This is a genomic window from Vibrio breoganii (genome assembly GCF_001677275.1).
Taxonomy (GTDB): domain Bacteria; phylum Pseudomonadota; class Gammaproteobacteria; order Enterobacterales; family Vibrionaceae; genus Vibrio; species Vibrio breoganii.
Map to the genome: position 1 here is coordinate 2436767 of NZ_CP016177.1, position 22081 is coordinate 2458847.

A 22081-nucleotide genomic window follows, 5' to 3' on the forward strand; every position below is an offset into this window, starting at 1 on the left:
ATTCCTTTACAGCACATGGCATTGACAGGTTGAGTTTATTTATCAAGATTCCCAAATCAATTAATAGAGATGAGCTAAATAGAGCTAAGCCAAAACCTAATTCCTTCTACTTTTATATGTGAACTCGGTCACTTATTTTATTATTTTTGATGCTAAATAACTTAGAGATGTGATCATTCGCAAATTAGTCAAATAACTTAAAGTCAGTAATAAATTTCATAATTGAGGAAATAGCTAAAACTAATTCATGATAGGGCAAATGATTCATCCTTTTGGACTTAGGTAGAGACGATGGCAACTGTAGAGTTTAGAGGCGTAGACAAGATTTACTCCGGAGATACGCACGTAGTAAAGGACTTCAATCTTAAGATTGAGGATGGCGAATTTGTAGTATTGCTAGGTCCCTCTGGCTGCGGTAAATCCACCACCCTTAGAATGTTGGCTGGCCTAGAAGACATCAGCAACGGTGAAGTTGTCATTGATGATCTGGTCGTCAATGACCTGAATCCAAAGGATAGAAATATCGCAATGGTATTTCAAAGCTATGCCCTATACCCACATATGACGGTGGCAGAAAACATAGGTTTCTCCCTTAAGATGGCAGGGGTAGATAAGAAAGAAGTTGAGCAACAAGTTCGCCGTGTTTCTGACATGTTGCAACTGACACCACTACTAAATAGAAAACCAAGAGCCTTGTCTGGAGGACAACGTCAGCGTGTCGCTATGGGTCGTGCAATGGTTCGTACACCCGAGGTATTCTTGTTTGATGAACCCCTATCAAACCTAGATGCTAAGCTGCGTAATACCATGCGCACTGAACTAAAAGAACTGCATAGAAAACACAACAAAACCACCGTTTATGTCACCCACGATCAAATAGAAGCAATGACCCTTGCAGACAAGGTAGTTATATTACGTGATGGTTTAATAGAGCAAGTTGGAACGCCAAAAGAGATATTCCATAAGCCGGTAAACCAGTTTGTTGCGACCTTTATCGGCAGTCCAACTATGAATATGTTGCCTGTGAATATTCATAAAAAGGCTGAACTATGGGAGCTTAGAGTAGAAGATACAAACTACCTTCTTTCTGAGGCCTATCACAATTCAAGTATCCAAGAAGGCCCGGCAACCTTAGGTATCAGACCATCGGATATCAGCAGTGAAGAAAGTGACAACTCGATCCCTATCGAATTGTTTGTTGAAACAACTGAGCTACTGGGTGCAACGGTGCAAATCAATGGCATTTACCAAGATGTAAATGTAGTGATTGAAGTTGATTCTGATAAAAGTGTGTCTGCCAATAAAATGCATCGCTTCTATATCGATAGAAATAGAATGCATATTTTTGATAGTGCAGGTAAGGCTTTAATTTAGTTCTTATATAGAATTATTAAAAATAACCGCAGTGATCATTAATTCACTGTGGTTATTTTGCTGTCATAAATAAACTCAAATCAATAATAAATTACCTAAACAACAAATAAAATTTCATAATTGTAATTAAAACGCTGAACATTGATCATTGAATTCGAAGATTAATCCTACTAACTGGGTACAAAAATTATGTCCGAATTCTTTAAAAACATCGATACTATTAAGTTTGAAGGTTCTAACTCTTCAAACCCTCTTGCTTTCCGCCACTACGACGCCGACAAAATGGTACTGGGCAAAAGCATGAAAGAGCACCTGCGCTTTGCTGCATGCTACTGGCACAACTTCTGCTGGGCTGGCTCTGACGTATTTGGCGCTGGCACTTACGACCGTCCGTGGCTAAAAAGCAACGACCCAATGGAAGTGGCTCGCATGAAAGCCGACCACGCCTTCGATTTCTTCTCAAAGCTAACCGTGCCTTACTACTGTTTCCACGACACCGATGTGGCTCCTGAAGGCAACTCTATCAAAGAGTACATCAACAACTTCCAAACTATGGTTGACGTACTAGAGCAGAAACAAGCCGAAACCGGCACCAAACTACTTTGGGGTACAGCCAACGCCTTCTCTAATCCTCGCTACATGTCAGGTGCAGGCACTAACCCTGACCCGAAAGTGTTTGCGTATGCGGCAACTCAAATTTTCAACGCTATGGGCGCAACTAAGCGTCTAGGTGGTGAGAACTACGTGCTTTGGGGTGGTCGTGAAGGCTACGAAACACTGCTTAACACTGACCTTCGCCAAGAGCGCGAGCAATTAGGCCGCCTAATGCAGATGGTGGTTGAGCACAAACATAAGATTGGCTTTAACGGCACTATCTTGATTGAGCCTAAGCCACAAGAGCCGACTAAGCACCAATACGACTACGATACAGCGACTGTATATGGCTTCTTGAAGCAATACGGCCTTGAAGATGAAATCAAGGTCAACATCGAAGCAAACCACGCTACTCTTGCAGGGCACAGCTTCCACCATGAAGTGGCAACTGCGACTTCTCTAGGTCTGTTTGGTTCTATTGATGCAAACCGTGGTGATGCTCAGCTAGGTTGGGATACTGACCAGTTCCCTAACAGCGTTGAAGAAAACACATTAGTGATGTACGAAATCCTGAAAGCCGGCGGTTTTACTACTGGTGGTTTTAACTTTGATGCTCGTCTTCGTCGCCCATCTATCGATGCTGAAGACCTATTCCAAGGCCATATTGGCGGTATGGATGTGATGGCGAAATCTCTAGAAAATGCAGCCGCAATGCTAGAAAACGACGTGCTAGGTAAGCTGACTTCTGAGCGCTACGCAGGCTGGAATGACGACCTAGGTAAGAAAATCCTAAGCGGTGAAATGAACCTTGAACAAGTGGCTAAATTTGCTCAAGAGAAAAACATTGCACCTAAGATGGTATCGGGTCGTCAAGAGCACCTAGAAAACATCGTTAACAACTTTATCTACAAATAACTCCAACGGATGCCAGGGTCTACTCGCTGGCATCTCCCCCTAGATTTCACTTTCTCCTAACACCCTAGGATTAATTAACATGAACAATGCACTGCAACAGCTAAGAAAATTCACTACTGTCGTTGCCGATACCGGCGAAATAGATGCCATTAGAAAATACGCACCTCAAGATGCAACCACCAACCCATCATTGATCTTAAAAGCAGCGCAAGTGCCTGAATACGCGCCCTTGATCGATGAAGCGATTGTCTATGCAAAATCGCAAAGCAATGACAAAGCAACGCAGATCCAAGATACCTGTGACCGACTTGCTGTAAACATAGGTAAAGAGATCCTCACCACGATTCCAGGCCGTATTTCAACAGAAGTAGATGCGAGATTGTCCTATGACACAAACGCGAGTGTCAGTAAGGCTCGCCAATTGATCAAGATGTACAACGACGCAGGCATTAGCAATGACAGGATCCTGATCAAACTCGCCTCTACCTGGGAGGGGATCCGCGCCGCAGAGATCTTAGAAAATGAAGGGATCAACTGTAACCTAACACTGTTATTTTCTTTTGCTCAAGCTCGTGCCTGTGCGGAGGCGGGGGTATTTTTGATCTCGCCATTCGTGGGCAGAATCATGGATTGGTACAAGGCCAAGCAAGGCCAAGAGTTCGAAGCGTCAGAAGATCCTGGCGTGCTGTCTGTTACTACGATCTACAACTACTACAAACAGCATGATTACAACACTATAGTGATGGGTGCCAGTTTCCGAAATATCGGCGAGATCATCGAACTTGCGGGCTGCGATCGCCTCACCATTAGCCCTAATTTACTTCAAGAGCTCGAAGAAACTGAGCTTGAGATCAGCGAAAAGCTACATGCCAATCAGTCGGTGCAACATCGCCCAGAGCCATTAACTCATGCCGAGTTTCTGTGGCAGCACAACCAAGATCCAATGGCCATAGAAAAGCTTGCGGAAGGCATTCGTAACTTTGCTATCGACCAAGGCAAACTTGAAACGATGATCGCTGAAAAGCTTTAACCCATTTCCTTGTATCTAATCAGAGCGTTTGTCATCGTAAACTCATACCGTAAACAAATGCTCTGTTAGATAAGCCAACCACTTTCCTTTTATCTATAGAGACATTCACATATGGACCGTAAACTCCTCGCCAACGCGATCCGTGCATTGAGCATGGATGGTGTGCAGCAAGCCAATTCTGGACACCCAGGTGCACCAATGGGCATGGCTGACATTGCCGAAGTACTTTGGCGTACACACCTAAACCATAACCCGACCAATCCTAACTGGGTAGACCGTGACCGATTCGTGCTATCAAATGGTCATGGCTCAATGCTTATCTATTCTTTGCTCCACCTCAGTGGCTACGACTTATCTATTGATGACTTAAAGCAATTTCGACAATTGCACTCTAAAACACCAGGTCATCCTGAATATGGCTATGCCCCAGGCATAGAGACGACCACAGGCCCGCTGGGACAAGGGATCACTAACGCTGTAGGTATGGCCATTGCAGAGAAAACCCTAGCGGCGCAGTTCAACCGTGACAATTTTGATATCGTTGACCACCACACCTACGCGTTTATGGGCGATGGCTGCCTAATGGAAGGCATCTCCCATGAGGCTTGCTCTTTGGCTGGAACCTTGGGCCTAGGCAAGCTTGTCGCTTTCTGGGATGACAATGGTATCTCCATTGATGGTGAGGTTGAAGGCTGGTTCTCCGATGATACTCCTAAGCGATTTGAAGCCTACGGTTGGCAGGTAATTGCGGACGTTGATGGTCATGACCCCATTGCCATCAATACTGCAATTGAACAAGCGAAGGCAGACAGCTCACGCCCTACCCTAATCTGCACCAAAACCATTATTGGTTTCGGCTCTCCAAACAAGTCGGGTTCTCATGATTGCCACGGTGCACCATTGGGAGCTGAGGAAATTCTTGCAACACGAAAACAACTAGGTTGGAACTATGGCCCGTTTGAGATTCCATCGGAAATCTACGCACAATGGAACGCGGCTGAGGCAGGCTCAGCTAAGGAAGCAGCGTGGAACCAGAAGTTTGCTGATTATGAAAAGGCACACCCTGAACTCGCCAGCGAATTCAAACGCAGAACCCATGGTGAACTCCCAGAGCAATGGCAAGAGCTAAGCCAAAAGGTCATCGATGATCTACAAGCAAACCCTGCGGATATTGCCTCTCGAAAAGCATCGCAAAACGCCCTTGAGGCCTTTGGTAAGATCTTGCCTGAATTCTTAGGAGGATCAGCTGATCTTGCCCCATCTAACCTCACTATGTGGTCAGGATCTAAGGCGATCTCTGCGGAAGATGCCACAGGCAACTACATGCATTACGGGGTTCGTGAGTTTGGTATGACCGCTATCATGAACGGCATCACCTTACATGGTGGCTTTGTTCCCTACGGCGCTACCTTCTTAATGTTCATGGAATATGCGCGCAACGCCATGCGCATGGCCGCATTGATGAAGATCCAAAACATTCAGGTGTACACCCACGACTCAATCGGCCTTGGTGAAGACGGACCCACCCACCAGCCAGTTGAACAGATAGCATCATTGCGCTTAACGCCAAACATGAGTACTTGGCGTCCTTGTGATCAGGTGGAATCAGCTGTAGCTTGGAAGCTGGCTATAGAACGTAAAGATGCGCCAAGCGCATTGATATTCTCTCGCCAAAACCTTACTCAGCAACCAAGAAACCAGCAGCAACTCGCAGACATTACAAGAGGCGGATACATCCTGAAAGATTGTTCTGCCAAACCTGAGCTTATCCTGATTGCGACGGGCTCTGAAATGGAGTTAGTCGTTAATGCGGCGGCAGAACTAACCGCACAAGGCAAGCAAGTGCGCGTAGTCTCTATGCCATCAACAGACACATTTGATAAGCAGAGCGCGGAATATAGAGAGTCTGTATTGCCATCTGCGGTTACCAAGCGTATTGCTATTGAGGCCGGTATTGCTGATTACTGGTACAAATACGTAGGCTTTGATGGCGCTATCGTTGGCATGACCACATTTGGTGAATCCGCTCCAGCGGGTGAGCTATTTAAAATGTTTGGTTTTACCGTCGATAACATTGTTGACAAAGCAGCTGAACTACTGAAATAACACACCAAAAAGCGAGTACTGAGGCGCTTAGTCTTCAGTGCTCGCTTTTTATGCTTTCCGTAAGATAAAACCTACCCTCGATTTCAAAAACAAAAAAAGGCCAGCCTTATAGGCTGACCTCAAATAATCAAATCAACAATGCTTAGAACAATCCCTTAAGCTGGGAATATAGCGCCTGATAAGTTCCGCGTTTACTCGCGTACAGCTCTGTAACCGCTAGGTCAGGCATATGTACTTGCACGACAGGAGGCACAGGGCATACATCAGTTATAGTAGCACCTTCTTCAACGCCTAATCGTGCCAGCCTTGCAGCGCCTAGAGCCGGACCTACATCACCACCTTCTCTGAACACTACCTTCATACCAAAGATATTGGACAGCATTTGACGCCAGTACGCACTGCGCGCACCACCACCAATCAATGAAATTTCTTCTGGTACTAGTTTTGTTTCGTGCAAGGCATCAAGGCCATCTGCAAACGCAAAACCAACCCCCTCAAGCACAGCCTGAACAAGGTCATACTTAGTCGTAGAGTGCGTCATTCCAAAGAATACGCCCTTTGCAGTAGGGTCATTGTGTGGCGTTCTTTCACCAGAAAGATAAGGCAAGAAATAAACCGCTGATTCTTGATTTGCCTTAGCTTCAGTTTCCGCCAGCATCTGACCAACATCTTCAAAATCACTCAGCTGCGCAACCCAATCTAGACATGAAGCCGCACTCAAGATCACTGACATTGCATGCCAAGTACCTGGCAGCGCATGACAGAAGCTGTGCAGCGCCGATTCAGGATTAGAGATATAGCCGTCACTCACTGCGAAATACACACCCGAGGTACCAAGAGACAGCATCGCTTGTCCTGGTTCGGTAATACCAACACCGACAGCGCCTGCAGCATTATCACCACCACCAGCAATAATCGGCACCTCTTTCATTCCCCAGCGAGCAGCAAGCTCAGAGTTGAGATGACCTGTCACCTCACTACCCTCAAACAATTCTGGCATTTGCTGACGAGTCAGTCCGGTTGCTTTGAGTAACTCTTCGCTCCAATCTCTCTTAGCGATATCAAGCCACATTGTACCGGCAGAATCAGACATGTCTGATGCGTAGTCACCACTGAGTTTAAAGCGCAGGTAATCCTTAGGAAGTAGCACCATATCGACCTTAGCAAAGACTTCTGGCTCATGGTTGGCCACCCACTTCAGCTTAGGGGCAGTGAACCCTGGCATCATCAAGTTACCGACAATATCGCGGCTGTTAGGCACGGCTTTCTCAAGCTCAATACACTCGGCAGCACAGCGACCATCATTCCACAAAATAGCCGCTCTTAGCACTTCGCCTTGGCTATCCAATAGGGTCGCACCGTGCATCTGCCCAGATAAACCTATCGCTGTAACCGCTGACATATCTATTTGCTCAGCAAGGCTATCAATAGCCGTTTGTGTTGCCTCCCACCAAGCATGAGGGTCTTGCTCTGACCAAAGAGGTTGTGGCCTTTGTACCATCAGCGACTGTGTAGCTTGTGCGACGATTTTATCTTGATTATCCAGTGCGATAACCTTCACACCAGATGTGCCTAAATCTACTCCAATATACATACCGATTACCTGCTCATTGAAAACTAATATCATCGCGTATTGTTCAATACAACGAATTGCTTGATATCGATAATGAGCGCTCCAAGGCACACCCTCAATTACGTTTTTTGTTTCTTAAATTCAGGGATTTCACGACTGGGGGGTGGATCACATTGAAATAGTCCATCAAGCCTTGCCGACTTCGCTGAGGCTTTTTGTATGTGAGTACTTATAAGTTTTGGACTGTAAATAAGCATTGCACCAATTTCCCCCAAAACGACGAAAGACCGCTATAAATAGCGACCTCTCTTTGTCATGGTACCGGCGGGCGGAGTTGACTGGGCTTGCATCCAACTGGGCTTGCATCCAACTGGGCTTGCATCCAAGCCACCACTAAAGATACAACATCACTACAATGATTACGTTCCAGACACGAAAAAGCCCTAGTCTTTCGACTAGGGCTTTATCTAAATATGGTACCGGTGGGCGGACTTGAACCGCCACGCCCGAAGGCAACGGATTTTGAATCCGTCGTGTATACCAATTTCACCACACCGGCATTGCGCACCTTTAAGGTACGTTTTGCATTATACGTAAGCCAAAGGGGCACGCAAGGGCAAATATTGTAATTATGATTCGTTCGCATGTTTTTTAGACATGGATGCCACTTTTTTACACTGAATCTCTTTGCAGTCAGGCAACAAATGGCTATTCTGAGCCACAAATTACAATGATTAGAACTTCAAAACGAATGAATTCACAAAACTCTCTACCTAAAGCAGGCTTGATGCGACGTCTTGGTGCTTGGCTTTATGACGCACTAATTGTAATTGCGATTGAGATGATGGCGGCCGGTGTCGTCGTTGCAATCTTTGAAGCATTAGTTGCAGCCGGTCTAATGGACTATGGTCAATACATTGATGTCAGTGACTATCTTACTCAGCACCCGCTATGGAGTGTTCTATTCACTTCCTACCTAGCCATTATCTGGATTGGATTCTTTGTGTATTTCTGGACTAAAGCAGGACAAACCCTGGGAATGCGAGCTTGGAAGCTGAGAGTACAGAACAAAGACGGCTCACTCATCAGCGTGACTCAAGCCTGTATCCGCATTGCAACCTCAGCCTTCGGTTTGAGTAACTTAGCGGTTCCCGTCGATACTGAAAAACGCGGTTTCCACGATATCTGGGCAAAAACTGAAGTGGTCGTGTTACCGAAGGCTATCTAGAAAACTGGCCCATAAAAAAAGGATGGCAAATTTGCCATCCTTTTTTATTTGTTTCGTTTAAAGCTTACGCCTCAACAACATAATGGCTACCAGCATAAAGGCGACGCTCGGAGCTAGGGCTCCCCACATTGGCGGGATTTGATAAACAACACTCAAGGGTCCAAAAAACTCTGACGAGATATAGAAAGAGAATCCCGCAATAACCCCAGAAAGTATCCTTGCCCCCATAGTCACACTACGCAGCGGACCAAATACAAAGGACAGCGCCAACATCATCATTACCGCAATGGATAAGGGCTGAGTTATCTTCCGCCAGAAGGCCAGTTCATATCGAGAGGCATCCTGCTCTGAGTCTTTAAGGTAGGTGACATAACTGTACAGCCCCGATAAAGATAGCTCTTCAGGCTTAACCGTTACAATCTCAAGTCTTTCTGGCGCTAGCGTGCTCTGCCACTCCAGCTTACTTTGCTTGCTTTTATCAATCTCTGTTTCGTTGGTATACAAGGTTGTAGTGACATTATTCAAGGTCCAAATATTGTCACCCTTGTAGTCCGCACTTTTCGCAAACAGGCTGCGCATCAGGTCTTTGTTTTCGTCATACTCCCAAATGTTTATGGCAGTTAACTCTTCGCCATTCACTCGACCAATATAGATAAAGTCGTTGGCATCTTTAGCCCAAACACCTGCTCGTGTTGATACCATTTGGCCACCAGAGACTGAGATTAATCTCAAGTCACGCGCCATTTTCTGCGCTTGCGGAGCACCCCACTCACCTAACAGCATGACCATCATCATTAGCGGCAGTGCTGTTTTCAGCACTGACATGCCGATGTTAACTTTGGAGTAACCCGAAGCCTGCATTACCGTTAACTCTGAGCTTGTTGCCAAGGTTCCCAACGCAATCAATGCGCCTAGTAAGGCTGCCATAGGGAAGAACAGTTCGATATCGCGTGGCACACTCAACAATACAAAGTAAAGTGCATGCAACAAGTCATAAGTACCACGTCCAACTTTACGCAATTGTTCAACGTATTTGATGATGCCTGACAAACCCACCAAGGTAACCAAACAGATAGTGGTGGTACCGATAATGGTTCTGCCAATGTATAAATCTAGAATCTTAAACATCTAGGCAGCCCTCTTTTGGCGAATCTTATCTTTCCAGCGTCGTACCGGTAAACTATCCATTGAATTAAGCGCTAACCCCACTACCAATAAACCAATATTCATCGGCCACATCCCTAGTACTTCGGAGATTTTTCCATCTTCAATCGCCGACTTTGCCGCACTAATAGACATAAAGTACGCCAAATAAAACAGAATAGCGGGTCCCATTTTAGCAAAGCGACCTTGTCGAGGGTTTACCGCAGAAAGCGGGATAACCACAAGGGTGAGCAGCGGAATACAAATAATCAAACTGAGACGCCAATGAAGCTCAGCCTTTGCTCGCTTATCCGGATTGTTCCACAGTTGAATCGTTGGTAGCGCCTCAAAGTCTCGCCCCTTAGGCTTGACCTCACGCTGACCGATTAACGCATCGTACTCATCAAAATCCGTTCTCATATAGTCAAGCTGAGTGGGTATCCCCTCCCAGCGCGTACCATTGAACAACGTTAAGATCTGGCGACCGTCAGACAACTCTTGCGCTAGCCCTGAATCTGCAAATGCAACGCTTGGGCGAATCGAACCTTCACCCACAGTTTGTGCAATAAAGACGTTAGTCAGTCGTTTATCTTTCAACTCATCGATAAAGACTACAGCAGTGCCATCAGGCGTTCGCTGGAACTGACCTTTCTGCAATAGCTCAACGCTCGTGTCAGCAGCCAAATCCTCCATTATCTGTGCTTCTTTATCTTGAGCCCAAGGCGAGAAGTACAAAGAGTTAAACGCTGCCACACCAGAAGTAATAAGTGCCAGATACAAAGCCGCCTGAATCAAGAACTTGTTCCCGATCCCTGTTGCATTCATAACAGTTATCTCACTTTCAGCGTACAAGCGGCCAAAAGTAAGCAAAATACCAATGTATAAACTCAGCGGTAGCATTAACAAGCCCATAGCGGGCATGTTTAAACCAACCACTGTCATGATAAGTCTGGCGGGAATATCGCCATTTGAGGCTTCGGCCAACACACTGATAAACCTTTGGCTTAAAAAGATTAAAAACAGTACGAAAAAGATGGCCAGCTGGCTCTTGATTGTCTCGCGGATCAAATATCTAACAATAATCACGCTAAAGTCCCTATAAGCTCGGATGCAAAACTTGTATTTTTACAGGAATCGCTATAATTTCTGATTGAACCTTTTATTTTTCAATTTTTCTGACTAATCGATAATCAATTAACTTGCTTACGCTCATTGAGTAAACATAGCTCTTGACCAAGATTCAACAAGTTAAGCAGTTATTATCTAACATTTATTGTGGTTTGTCTTCAGGATGTAGGAGTAGGCATGGAGTTCAGTGTAAAAAGTGGTAGCCCAGAGAAACAACGTAGCGCATGTATCGTTGTTGGGGTGTTCGAACCACGACGCCTTTCACCAGTTGCAGAACAACTGGATAAAATCAGTGATGGATACCTAAGTTCACTGCTACGCAGAGGCGATCTAGAGGGTAAACCCGGCCAAATGCTGTTATTGCATCAAGTACCAGGTGTGTTGTCCGAACGTGTTCTGTTAGTAGGTTGTGGTAAAGAGCGTGAGCTTGGCGAGCGCCAGTACAAAGAAATTATTCAAAAAACCATCAGCACGCTAAACGAAACAGGTTCAATGGAAGCAGTTTGTTTCCTGACTGAGCTTCACGTTAAGGGACGCGATACCTACTGGAAAGTACGCCAAGCAGTAGAAGCAACACATGATGGTCTTTACACTTTCGATCAGTTTAAGAGCAATAAGCCAGAGACACGTCGTCCACTGCGTAAGCTAGTGTTCAATGTGCCAACGCGCCGTGAACTCAATATCGGCGAGCGCGCGATTAGCCACGGTCTAGCAATAGCATCGGGTGTTGCCGCTTCTAAAGACCTAGGCAATATGCCACCAAACGTGGCCAACCCAGCTTACCTAGCCTCACAAGCGCGCCGTCTAGCGGATGACTATGAAACGGTCACCACTAAGATTATTGGCGAGCAAGAGATGGAAAAACTGGGCATGACCTCTTACCTAGCGGTAGGTCGTGGCTCACACAACGAATCTATGATGTCAGTCATGGAGTATAAGGGTAACCCTGAATCAACTGCTAAGCCTATCGTGCTTATTGGTAAAGGTTTGACCTTTGACTCTGGCGGTATCTCTCTTAAGCCGGGTGACGGCATGGATGAGATGAAGTATGACATGTGTGGCGCGGCGAGTGTCTTCGGCACAATGAAGGCCCTTGCTCAGCTTAACCTACCCATCAATGTGGTAGGTGTACTTGCTGGCTGTGAAAACATGCCGGGAAGCAACGCATATCGTCCTGGTGACATCCTAACAACTATGTCAGGTCAAACAGTCGAGGTGCTAAACACCGATGCTGAGGGCCGCCTAGTATTATGTGATGCTCTAACGTATGCCGAGCGCTTTGAACCGGATTGCGTGGTTGATGTCGCAACCCTAACCGGTGCTTGCGTGATTGCCCTTGGCCATCACATCAGTGGCGTTATCTCAAACCATAACCCGCTATCTCACGAACTCGTGAATGCATCAGAGCAATCGGGTGACCGTGCGTGGCGTTTACCTATGGCTGACGAGTACCAAGAGCAGATTGCTAGCCCGTTTGCAGATATGGCAAACATCGGTGGTCGCCCTGCCGGTACTATCACTGCGGGTTGTTTCCTTTCTCGCTTCACCAAGAAGTACAACTGGGCTCACCTGGATATCGCAGGTACCGCTTGGAAGTCTGGTCAAGCAAAAGGCTCAACGGGCCGCCCTGTATCACTATTGGTTCAGTTCCTACTAAACCGTAGCGGACAAGAAACCGAAGAGTAATAGCCTCAATACTGTGTGCTAACCTAAATTAAGTAACGCCTCCTCCGGGAGGCGCTTTTTATTGAGAAAGAGCATGTCTATAGCCACCTTCTACTTGATTGAACCCAACAGTGTTGCCGACTCAGAGCAAGGCTTTCGTGATTATGTCTGCTACCTAGTGAGACACTTTACCAAGCAAGGAGCACGCATCTACCTGAATACCAAAGATAAACAACATTCAGACATCTGGGATGACTATCTATTTCAGCTTGATGGTGCAGACTTTATTGCCCACAACCTAACCGGAGAAGGTCCCCGGCAAGGTACTCCAGTCGAGATTGGCAGTGGTTCAACTCAACTTAATCGCAGCCGTAATATTGTCATTAATCTGGCTGAAGATAATACAAACTTTGCGGGAATAGTGTCTCAAGTGGTAGACTTCGTGCCTTGCGATGAAAAAGCGAAGCATATCGCCCGAGAAAGGTATAAAATTTACCGTCAGGCTGGCTATCAAATGCAGACGATATCCATTGCAGAACTGAACAAATAGACCAAACTTCATAGCTAAAGCATTTATCAACTGGCGGTTGATAAACCCTTAATTTATGCAGTTTGCCATCAACCAATTATCCATGTAAGAGCATTATGGAAAAGACATATAACCCACAATCTATCGAACAAGATCTGTATCAGACTTGGGAAGAAAAAGGCTACTTCAAGCCACACGGTGACACCTCGAAAGAATCATACTCAATCATGATCCCACCGCCGAATGTCACAGGTAGCTTGCACATGGGTCATGCATTCCAAGACACCATCATGGATACGCTAATCCGTGCTGAGCGAATGAAGGGCAAAAACACCCTTTGGCAAGTGGGTACCGACCACGCAGGTATTGCCACTCAAATGGTTGTTGAGCGCAAGATTGCGGCAGAAGAAAACAAGACTAAACACGACTATGGTCGTGAAGCTTTCATTGACAAGATCTGGGAATGGAAAGCGGAATCTGGCGGTACCATCACCAAGCAGCTTCGTCGCCTTGGCGCTTCTGTAGACTGGGATCGTGAGCGATTCACTATGGATGACGGCCTATCAGCGGCAACTCAAGAAGTCTTCGTTCGTCTATACGAAGACGACCTTATCTACCGTGGTAAGCGCCTAGTTAACTGGGATCCAAAACTGCACACTGCAATTTCAGATCTTGAAGTTGAGAACAAAGACAAAAAAGGCTTCATGTGGCACTTCCGCTACCCGCTAGCAAATGGTGCTATGACGGCAGACGGTAAAGACTACATCGTTGTTGCGACCACTCGTCCAGAAACCATGCTGGGTGATACTGGTGTTGCTGTAAACCCGGAAGATCCTCGTTATAAAGATCTTATTGGTCAGCACATTGAACTGCCAATCGTAGGTCGTCTAATTCCAATCGTAGGCGATGAGCATGCGGACATGGAAAAAGGCACTGGTTGTGTGAAAATCACTCCTGCTCACGACTTTAACGATTATGAAGTTGGCAAGCGCAACAGCCTTCCAATGATCAACATCCTAACGTTCAACGCTGATATTCGTGATGCTGCTGAAGTATTCAATACCAACGGTGAAGAAAGTGATGAATACAGCACTGACCTTCCTGCTAAATACCATGGCATGGAGCGTTTCGCTGCTCGTAAGGCTATCGTTGCTGAATTTGAAGAGCTTGGCCTTCTTGATGAGATCAAAGATCACGACCTAACCGTTCCTTACGGTGACCGTGGTGGTGTGGTTATTGAACCAATGCTAACGGACCAATGGTACGTACGCACCGCTCCTCTAGCGGAACCAGCTGTAAAAGCGGTTGAAGACGGTCAGATTCAATTTGTACCTAAGCAGTATGAAAACATGTACTTTGCGTGGATGCGTGATGTACAAGACTGGTGTATCTCTCGTCAACTTTGGTGGGGCCATAGAATCCCAGCATGGTACGACAATGACGGCAAAGTCTACGTAGGTCGCACTGAAGAAGAAGTTCGCGAGAAGAACAACCTAGCGCCAGTTGTAGTACTGCGCCAAGACGATGACGTTCTCGATACCTGGTTCTCTTCTGCACTTTGGACATTCGGCACGCAAGGCTGGCCTGAAGATACTGATGCACTGAAAACATTCCACCCATCTGAAGTTCTAGTATCAGGCTTTGATATTATCTTCTTCTGGGTTGCTCGTATGATCATGATGACCATGCACTTCGTGAAAGACGAAGACGGCAAACCTCAAGTACCGTTCAAAACCGTGTACATGACGGGTCTTATCCGTGATGAAAACGGCGACAAGATGTCTAAGTCGAAGGGTAACGTACTTGACCCTATCGATATGATTGATGGTATTGGCCTTGAAGAGCTGGTTGAAAAGCGTTGTGGCAACATGATGCAGCCACAACTAGCGAAGAAGATCGAAAAGAACACTCGTAAGACCTTCGAAGACGGCATTGAACCTTACGGTACTGATGCACTGCGCTTTACTCTAGCAGCAATGGCCTCAACGGGTCGTGACATCAACTGGGACATGAAGCGCCTAGAGGGTTACCGTAACTTCTGTAACAAGCTGTGGAACGCAAGTCGCTATGTTCTCATGAACACAGAAGACCAAGATTGCGGCTTTGCACCAGATGCAGAACTAGAGTACTCAATCGCTGACAAGTGGATTGAATCTCAGTTTGAACTTACTGCGAAAGAGTTTAACGCTCACCTAGACAACTACCGTTTAGACATGGCTGCGAACACGCTTTATGAGTTCATCTGGAACCAATTCTGTGACTGGTACCTAGAGCTAACTAAACCTGTTCTTTGGAAGGGTACAGAAACTCAGCAGCGCGCAACACGTCGCACTCTGATCACGGTTCTTGAGAAGACTCTGCGTCTTGCTCACCCTGTTCTTCCTTACATCACAGAAACAATCTGGCAGAGCGTGAAGCCACTTGTTGACGGTGTAGAGGGCGATACCATTATGACTCAAGCTCTGCCTCAGTATGACGCAGCTAACTTCAACCAAGAAGCGCTTGATGATATTGAATGGGTTAAAGCCTTCATTACTAGCATCCGTAACCTGCGTGCAGAATACGACATTGCTCCAAGCAAGCCACTAGACGTAATGCTGAAAGCCTCTGATGCAAGCGACGTAACTCGCCTAGAAGCAAACAAGGCCGTACTTATGTCTCTAGCCAAGCTTGAGAACATCACGGTTCTAGAAGATGGCGCTGAGACTCCTGCATGTGCAACTTCTCTAGTTGGCAAGTCTGAGCTAATGATCCCAATGGCAGGTTTGATTGACAAAGACGCTGAACTTAACCGTCTAGCGGGCGAAATCAAGAAGACTGAAGGCGAGATCAAGCGCATCGAAGGCAAGCTAAACAACCAAGGCTTCGTTGCGAAAGCACCTGAAGCGGTTGTTGCTAAAGAGCGAGAGAAGCTTGATGGTTACAAAGATACACTGACTAAACTCGCTGAGCAGCAAGCGACCATCGCTGCGCTGTAATAGTAAGTATTTGAATAGAAAGGGTTGACGAGAGTCAGCCCTTTTTTGTGTCTGCTGTTCCTTATTGTTGCCGGTATCGAGTGTAGAGTGAGTCATTTGTCTAAAGAAGCTTTCGTGCTTTCTAAGGTTCTGGATCAAGTCCAGAATGACGGGATCGCACAACTGAACTCGTACACTATTCCCAATCTCACCAGCATCGTCATTCCGGCCAACGAGCCGGAATCTTGGGTTGCACGGAGTAAGTCCTTCGTACTCACCAAGGTTCTGGATCAAGTCCAGAATGACGGGTTCACATAACTGAATTTATAAACTTTCCCCAACCTCACCAGAATCGTCATTCCGGCCAACGAGCCGGAATCTTGGGGCGCACAGAGTAAGTCTTTCGTACTCACCAAGTTTCTGGATCAAGTCCAGAATGACGGGATAACACAACTGGATTCATACCCCCCCCTCAATCTCACCAGAGTCGTCATTCCGGCCAATGAGCCGGAATCTTGGGTCGCACAGCGTAAGTCCTTCGCACTCACCAAGGTTCTGGTTCAAGTCCAGAATGAGGGGATCGCACAACTGAACTCATACACTATTCCCAACCTCACCAGAATCGTCATTCCGGCCAACGAGCCGGAATCTTGGGTCGGACAGAATAAGTCCTTCGTACTGACTAAGGTTCTGGATTAAGTCCAAAATGACGGGCTAAATACCTTCATCGTTTTTCCCTATCAAACTAATCATAAAATAACCATTGAACAAATGAGAATAATTATCAATACTATTTTTAACAAGGAAAAACACTATAGGCTCAACAATGAAAAAGACACTTAGCTTTGCAGTATTACACTTCTCAATTGCGTTCACCGTAGCTTACGTTCTTACGGGTGATGTGATCCTAGGTAGTCTAATTGCAATGATTGAGCCTAGCGTTAACACTGTGGCATTTTACTTTCATGAAAAAGTTTGGAACTCAGTGCCTTACCTAAAAGCGAAGCAGGCGTTCTCACAGATTAAAACCACCAGCTTTGCCATTGTTCATTTTAGTGTTGCGTTTACTGTGGTGTACCTAATCTCTGGAGATGCTTTAGCGGGTGGTTTGTTGGCTTTAGTCGAACCTACTATTAATACTGGAGCTTACTACTTTCATGAACGTGTATGGCGTAAATACTTCACTCAGCCAACACTTAGCCACGCTTAATAGCAACTAGAAGTACTTTCCTATAGACACAAAAAAGCTCGCTAAATAGCGAGCTTTTTCAATTAGAAAAACAAATAACGATTACTCGTCTTCATCATCTTCTTCGTCATAAACAAGTGCGTCTTCGCCCTCGTAGTATGTGCCCCAGCCGTCATAAATAATGTCGTATTTTTCAGCTAGGTTAATCAGCTTCTCAACTTGCTGATCGATCAGCTCAGGGTCTAAAGTACAAGTCATTGTAGCATCACAGCACAATAGCTTTTTGCCATCTTCGTCTTCAGTTTCTTCTGCTTCTAGAACCTCAAAACCCATCTTGAAGGCTTCAACAACCGCTTTTTCTAAAGTCTCAAAGTCTTCAGCAAAAAGATGATGTTCAATTTCATACAAAGCATCAGGTTCACTACCGTCTTCAAGCAAAGCGGCGATAATGTCGCGCGTCTCTTCTTTCTGAAATTCGATAAGTTCTTCGACTGATAGATACTCTTCCACTTGTGACATGGGTGTGCTCCCGAACAGGTAAAAATAATAGATTTATATACCGACGAAATATGGCACGGTTCGACACGAAATACCATATCTAGGCTCGATCTAGGGGGAGATTTCTCAATTATCTCCCTTGCTTACCTCTGTAACTTGCAACTTCACTCCATCCTTGTCATAAAGGGTGGGTCATAATGAGAAAGGATGCATAATGAGTAAGCTGTACGTCGGTTCAGAAGTGGGACAACTGCGCCGTGTTTTACTTAATCGCCCAGAAAGGGCACTCACCCACTTAACACCGTCAAACTGCCAGGATTTACTGTTCGACGATGTACTGGCGGTGGAAGCCGCTGGTGAAGAACATGATGTTTTTGCCCAGGCACTGCGTGACCAAGATGTCGATGTACTCCTGCTGCACGATCTTCTAGCCGAAACACTCGCGATTCCCGAAGCCAAGCAATGGCTACTGCAAAATCAAATCTCAGATTATCGATACGGCCCCACTTTTGCCAATGAGCTCCGTGAGCACCTAGCAGAAATGGACAACGATCATCTCGCCACCGTACTCACTGGTGGTCTTGCCTATTCAGAGCTGTCCATAACTTCGACGTCAATACTGCCGAAGATGCACAAGGCACTGGATTTTGTTATTGACCCACTGCCCAACCATTTATTCACTCGCGATACCTCCTGTTGGATCTATGGCGGTGTCTCGCTAAACCCAATGATGAAGAAGGCCAGAAAGAGAGAAACCAACCATCTTCGAGCTATTTATCGTTGGCACCCGACCTTCGCCAAGCAAAGTTTTGAAAACTATCTCGGAAATGAAAATGAGCACTACGACAACACCAATATCGAAGGCGGTGATGTACTAGTAATTGGCCGAGGTAGCGTGTTGATCGGTATGTCTGAACGCACGACTCCACAGGGTGTGGAAAACTTAGCCCATCGACTCTTTGAGACAGGACAAGCGACGCAGGTCATCGCATTGAGGTTACCTAAAACACGTTCATGCATGCACCTAGATACGGTAATGACCCAGCTAAATGTGGATACCTTTTCTATCTACCCAGAAGTCATTAATTCCTCTTTAGAGACTTGGGTTCTCACACCGTCAGATAAAGGCCGTGTGCACGCAGTTCAAGCTGACTCATACGCTAGCGCCATAAAAGATGCCCTTGGTTTACAAGAACTGAAGATAGTCACCACGGGAGGCAACAGCTATGAAGCAGAGCGCGAGCAATGGAATGATGCCAATAACGTTTTAACCGTGAAGCCTGGCGTAGTGATTGGTTACGAGCGCAATGTCTATACCAATGAAAAATACGAACAAGCCGGCATCAAGGTGATATCCATTCCTGGAAACGAACTCGGTAGAGGACGTGGTGGCGCTCGTTGTATGAGTTGCCCTATTGAAAGGGATGCGATCTAAGTGAATTTATATTTGATTTAAAAGAATTTATATGCAATAAATCATAAATAACACCGAATGAGAGAACCCGTATGGCCTACAACCTAAGAAACCGTAACTTTCTAAAACTTTTAGATTTTACTCAAAAAGAAATTCAGTTCTTATTAGACCTATCTGCAGACCTGAAAAAGGCTAAGTATGCAGGTACAGAGCAAAAGCGATTACAGGGAAAAAACATCGCTCTAATTTTTGAGAAGTCTTCTACAAGAACACGCTGTGCATTTGAGGTAGCGGCCTTTGATCAGGGCGCTCAGGTTTCTTATTTAGGCCCATCAGGTTCTCAAATTGGCCATAAAGAGTCGATGAAAGATACCGCTCGCGTCCTTGGACGCATGTATGACGGCATCGAGTATCGCGGTTTCGGACAAGCTATTGTCGAAGAACTGGGCGAGTACGCTGGCGTGCCTGTTTGGAACGGTCTAACGGACGAGTTCCATCCAACACAAATCTTGGCAGATTTCCTAACCATGCAGGAGCATGCACGCGGCAAGCAGCTTCATCAAATCAGCTTTGCTTATCTTGGTGATGCGCGCAACAACATGGGAAATTCGTTACTGGTGGGCGCTGCCAAGATGGGTATGGATATTCGCTTAGTTGCGCCAAAAGCCTATTGGCCAGAAGAAGAGCTCGTCGCGCAATGTCAGGAAATCGCTCAAAGCAGCGGCGCGACCATCACGCTCACTGAGGATGTCGCCTCTGGCGTAGAGGGCTGTGATTTCTTGTACACTGACGTTTGGGTCTCTATGGGCGAGCCTGCTGAAGCTTGGGAAGAGCGCATTGCCGTAATGAAGCCCTATCAAGTGAATATGGATGCCATTAAGGCAACCGGCAACCCACACGTTAAGTTCATGCATTGCTTACCGGCTTTCCACGATGACCAAACCACTGTGGGTAAAGAAATAGCCGCCAAATATGGCATGCAAGGTCTTGAGGTTACCGATGAAGTCTTTGAGTCTGAGCACTCAATTGTCTTTGATGAAGCGGAAAATCGCATGCACACCATCAAGGCAGTAATGGTTGCCACCTTAGGTCAATAATTCTGACGCAAACGCTTGCGATCGTATACTTAGCGCGTATAATCCCAGACGATAAATAGGAGGGTTGTATGCTACACCGTGGCAATCAAAACGTGACTAAGGAACACTGCCAACGCCGTGTTCCACTCCTATTCATTCAGAATTGATTCTAGCCTCCCTTTTTAGGGGGGCTTTTTTATGTGCGTACTATCAGGGGAAGAAACCATGCAAAACACGCTTTTCAATAAGCACATCATCTCCATTCCAGAGCTAAACCGCGAAGAGCTTGAGCTTATTGTGCAAACGGCAGGAAAACTCAAATCAGAGCCAATGCCTACACTGCTAAAGAACAAGGTTGTCGCTAGTTGCTTTTTTGAGCCTTCTACGCGCACACGCCTATCATTTGAAACCGCTATTCAACGCGTTGGCGGCAGTGTCATTGGTTTCGACAACGGCGGAAATACCTCACTGGCTAAGAAAGGTGAGACCCTAGCGGACTCAGTACAGGTAATCTCAACCTACGTTGACGCATTTGTAATGCGCCACCCTCAAGAAGGTGCAGCGCGACTAGCATCTGAGTTTTCCAACGGCGTTCCAGTGATCAATGCTGGTGATGGTTCAAACCAACACCCTACGCAAACCTTACTCGACCTGTTCTCAATCTACGAAACTCAAGGCCGTCTAGACAACCTTAACGTTGCCTTTGTTGGCGACCTTAAATACGGTCGTACTGTGCACTCTCTTACTCAAGCATTGGCGAAGTTTAACAACGTTCGCTTCTACTTTATTGCACCAGAAGCGTTAGCCATGCCAGATTACATCTGCGAAGAGCTAGATGAATCAGGCATTCAATATAGCCTGCATACGGATATGGAAAGCGTCATTCCTGAGCTAGATATTCTGTACATGACTCGTGTTCAAAAAGAACGTTTTGACGAGTCTGAGTATGCGCACATCAAGTCGGCTTACATTCTCACAGCAGCACTGCTGACAGAAGCACGTGACAACTTAAAGGTGTTACACCCGCTACCACGCGTTGATGAAATCACCGTTGATGTCGATAAAACACCGCATGCCTACTACTTTACGCAGGCTGAAAATGGTGTGTATGCACGTGAAGCCCTGTTAGCGCTTGTTCTTAACCAAACCCTGTAATAGAGGAGATTTAACCATGACTAAACCAACTCAATTACAAGTTGAAGCCATTAAAGACGGTACTGTAATCGACCATATCCCTGCACATGTGGGTATCAAGGTACTGAAGCTCTTCTCAATGCAAAAATCGAACGAGCGTGTCACCGTTGGCTTAAACCTGCCTTCATCGGCACTGGGCGCGAAGGATATCCTTAAGATTGAAAACGTGTTCATCAATGAAGAGCAAGCGAGCAAGTTAGCCCTTTACGCTCCTTATGCGACAGTCAATCAGATTGAAGACTACAAGGTGGTAAGGAAGCTTGAGCTTGAACTGCCAAGCCAAGTTCGTGGTGTGTTTGCTTGCCCGAACAGCAACTGTATCACCCACGGCGAACCAGTAGAAAGCCAGTTCAATGTGGTGGAAAAGAAAGACAGCATTCGTTTGAAATGCAAATACTGTGAAAAAGTGTATTCACGTGAAGTGGTCACTGAGTTATAACTAGTATTCGCTAAAACAAAATAGAAATG

17 protein-coding genes and 1 tRNA gene are annotated in these 22081 nt (G+C 46.0%); 13 read left to right on the plus strand and 5 right to left on the minus strand.

The features are described 5' to 3' along the window. Window positions 1-291 precede the first annotated feature (291 nt). From A6E01_RS11275 to tkt, 4 genes are all read left to right on the plus strand, one after another. Complete coding sequence (locus A6E01_RS11275; RefSeq protein ID WP_065210243.1) at window positions 292-1374, plus strand: ABC transporter ATP-binding protein; 1083 nt, start codon at window positions 292-294, stop codon at window positions 1372-1374. 189 nt (window positions 1375-1563) lie between these two features. After that, entirely contained in the window at window positions 1564-2883 is a 1320-nt protein-coding gene (gene xylA, locus A6E01_RS11280) for a xylose isomerase (RefSeq protein WP_065210244.1), read from the plus strand. A 79-nt stretch (window positions 2884-2962) separates the two neighbouring features. Further along, window positions 2963-3913 carry a transaldolase gene (gene tal, locus A6E01_RS11285; protein WP_017030014.1) on the plus strand — a complete coding sequence of 317 codons (951 nt, stop codon included), beginning with the start codon at window positions 2963-2965 and terminating at the stop codon, window positions 3911-3913. Between the two features lie 111 nt (window positions 3914-4024). Then, on the plus strand, window positions 4025-6019 hold the full coding sequence (tkt, locus tag A6E01_RS11290) for a transketolase (protein ID WP_017030013.1): 1995 nt from the start codon (window positions 4025-4027) through the stop codon (window positions 6017-6019). Window positions 6020-6161: 142 nt separating this feature from the next. Here tkt and xylB read toward each other — a convergent pair whose 3' ends face one another. Both xylB and A6E01_RS11300 read right to left on the minus strand, forming a co-directional pair. Continuing rightward, window positions 6162-7613, minus strand: a complete 1452-nt coding sequence (gene xylB / locus A6E01_RS11295; RefSeq protein WP_026012903.1) for a xylulokinase — start codon at window positions 7611-7613, stop codon at window positions 6162-6164. Between the two features lie 453 nt (window positions 7614-8066). Further along, window positions 8067-8151, minus strand: a tRNA-Leu gene (locus tag A6E01_RS11300). Window positions 8152-8343: 192 nt separating this feature from the next. On the opposite strand from A6E01_RS11300, the gene A6E01_RS11305 reads away from it, so the two are divergent. Beyond that, window positions 8344-8820, plus strand: coding sequence for an RDD family protein (locus tag A6E01_RS11305; protein WP_017030011.1), 477 nt, complete (start codon window positions 8344-8346; stop codon window positions 8818-8820). Between the two features lie 57 nt (window positions 8821-8877). Here A6E01_RS11305 and lptG read toward each other — a convergent pair whose 3' ends face one another. Further along, window positions 8878-9948 carry an LPS export ABC transporter permease LptG gene (gene lptG / locus A6E01_RS11310; RefSeq protein ID WP_065210245.1) on the minus strand — a complete coding sequence of 357 codons (1071 nt, stop codon included), beginning with the start codon at window positions 9946-9948 and terminating at the stop codon, window positions 8878-8880. Continuing rightward, complete coding sequence (lptF, locus tag A6E01_RS11315; RefSeq protein ID WP_017030009.1) at window positions 9949-11049, minus strand: LPS export ABC transporter permease LptF; 1101 nt, start codon at window positions 11047-11049, stop codon at window positions 9949-9951. It abuts the gene before it with no gap. A gap of 219 nt (window positions 11050-11268) precedes the next feature. On the opposite strand from lptF, the gene pepA reads away from it, so the two are divergent. The 4 genes from pepA to A6E01_RS11340 all read left to right on the plus strand — a co-directional run bounded on the left by pepA (window position 11269) and on the right by A6E01_RS11340 (window position 17452). Further along, the gene (gene pepA / locus A6E01_RS11320) at window positions 11269-12777 is read left to right on the plus strand and encodes a leucyl aminopeptidase (protein ID WP_017032853.1); all 1509 of its coding nucleotides are present in this window, start codon (window positions 11269-11271) and stop codon (window positions 12775-12777) included. A gap of 73 nt (window positions 12778-12850) precedes the next feature. Next, window positions 12851-13306 (plus strand): DNA polymerase III subunit chi, encoded by a 456-nt coding sequence (locus tag A6E01_RS11325; RefSeq protein ID WP_017032854.1) that lies wholly within the window; start codon window positions 12851-12853, stop codon window positions 13304-13306. Between the two features lie 95 nt (window positions 13307-13401). After that, window positions 13402-16263, plus strand: coding sequence for a valine--tRNA ligase (locus tag A6E01_RS11330; RefSeq protein WP_065210246.1), 2862 nt, complete (start codon window positions 13402-13404; stop codon window positions 16261-16263). Between the two features lie 805 nt (window positions 16264-17068). After that, entirely contained in the window at window positions 17069-17452 is a 384-nt protein-coding gene (locus A6E01_RS11340) for a DUF2061 domain-containing protein (protein ID WP_017028805.1), read from the plus strand. An 81-nt stretch (window positions 17453-17533) separates the two neighbouring features. Here the strand turns inward: A6E01_RS11340 and rraB are convergent, their stop codons facing one another. Next, a complete protein-coding gene (rraB, locus tag A6E01_RS11345; RefSeq protein WP_017032856.1) occupies window positions 17534-17950 on the minus strand; it encodes a ribonuclease E inhibitor RraB in 417 nt (138 codons plus the stop codon). 193 nt (window positions 17951-18143) lie between these two features. Here rraB and arcA point away from each other — a divergent pair, with 193 nt between their 5' ends. The 4 genes from arcA (at window position 18144) to pyrI (ending at window position 22052) form a co-directional block, all read left to right on the plus strand. Further along, window positions 18144-19364 carry an arginine deiminase gene (gene arcA / locus A6E01_RS11350; protein WP_017028807.1) on the plus strand — a complete coding sequence of 407 codons (1221 nt, stop codon included), beginning with the start codon at window positions 18144-18146 and terminating at the stop codon, window positions 19362-19364. A 71-nt stretch (window positions 19365-19435) separates the two neighbouring features. Continuing rightward, window positions 19436-20440, plus strand: a complete 1005-nt coding sequence (locus A6E01_RS11355; protein ID WP_017032857.1) for an ornithine carbamoyltransferase — start codon at window positions 19436-19438, stop codon at window positions 20438-20440. A gap of 204 nt (window positions 20441-20644) precedes the next feature. Then, complete coding sequence (gene pyrB / locus A6E01_RS11360) at window positions 20645-21574, plus strand: aspartate carbamoyltransferase (protein ID WP_026026184.1); 930 nt, start codon at window positions 20645-20647, stop codon at window positions 21572-21574. 16 nt (window positions 21575-21590) lie between these two features. Beyond that, complete coding sequence (pyrI, locus tag A6E01_RS11365; RefSeq protein ID WP_017028810.1) at window positions 21591-22052, plus strand: aspartate carbamoyltransferase regulatory subunit; 462 nt, start codon at window positions 21591-21593, stop codon at window positions 22050-22052. The last annotated feature ends 29 nt before the right edge of the window (window positions 22053-22081 follow it).

What these genes read in the sequence shown, in the direction of transcription:
- A6E01_RS11275 (WP_065210243.1), top strand. Translation starts at nt 292, where the DNA reads ATGGCAACTGTAGAGTTTAGAGGCGTAGACAAGATTTACTCCGGAGAT.
- xylA (WP_065210244.1), top strand. Translation starts at nt 1,564, where the DNA reads ATGTCCGAATTCTTTAAAAACATCGATACTATTAAGTTTGAAGGTTCT.
- tal (WP_017030014.1), top strand. Translation starts at nt 2,963, where the DNA reads ATGAACAATGCACTGCAACAGCTAAGAAAATTCACTACTGTCGTTGCC.
- tkt (WP_017030013.1), top strand. Translation starts at nt 4,025, where the DNA reads ATGGACCGTAAACTCCTCGCCAACGCGATCCGTGCATTGAGCATGGAT.
- xylB (WP_026012903.1), bottom strand. Translation starts at nt 7,613, where the DNA reads ATGTATATTGGAGTAGATTTAGGCACATCTGGTGTGAAGGTTATCGCA.
- A6E01_RS11305 (WP_017030011.1), top strand. Translation starts at nt 8,344, where the DNA reads ATGAATTCACAAAACTCTCTACCTAAAGCAGGCTTGATGCGACGTCTT.
- lptG (WP_065210245.1), bottom strand. Translation starts at nt 9,948, where the DNA reads ATGTTTAAGATTCTAGATTTATACATTGGCAGAACCATTATCGGTACC.
- pepA (WP_017032853.1), top strand. Translation starts at nt 11,269, where the DNA reads ATGGAGTTCAGTGTAAAAAGTGGTAGCCCAGAGAAACAACGTAGCGCA.
- A6E01_RS11325 (WP_017032854.1), top strand. Translation starts at nt 12,851, where the DNA reads ATGTCTATAGCCACCTTCTACTTGATTGAACCCAACAGTGTTGCCGAC.
- A6E01_RS11330 (WP_065210246.1), top strand. Translation starts at nt 13,402, where the DNA reads ATGGAAAAGACATATAACCCACAATCTATCGAACAAGATCTGTATCAG.
- A6E01_RS11340 (WP_017028805.1), top strand. Translation starts at nt 17,069, where the DNA reads ATGAAAAAGACACTTAGCTTTGCAGTATTACACTTCTCAATTGCGTTC.
- rraB (WP_017032856.1), bottom strand. Translation starts at nt 17,950, where the DNA reads ATGTCACAAGTGGAAGAGTATCTATCAGTCGAAGAACTTATCGAATTT.
- arcA (WP_017028807.1), top strand. Translation starts at nt 18,144, where the DNA reads ATGAGTAAGCTGTACGTCGGTTCAGAAGTGGGACAACTGCGCCGTGTT.
- A6E01_RS11355 (WP_017032857.1), top strand. Translation starts at nt 19,436, where the DNA reads ATGGCCTACAACCTAAGAAACCGTAACTTTCTAAAACTTTTAGATTTT.
- pyrB (WP_026026184.1), top strand. Translation starts at nt 20,645, where the DNA reads ATGCAAAACACGCTTTTCAATAAGCACATCATCTCCATTCCAGAGCTA.
- pyrI (WP_017028810.1), top strand. Translation starts at nt 21,591, where the DNA reads ATGACTAAACCAACTCAATTACAAGTTGAAGCCATTAAAGACGGTACT.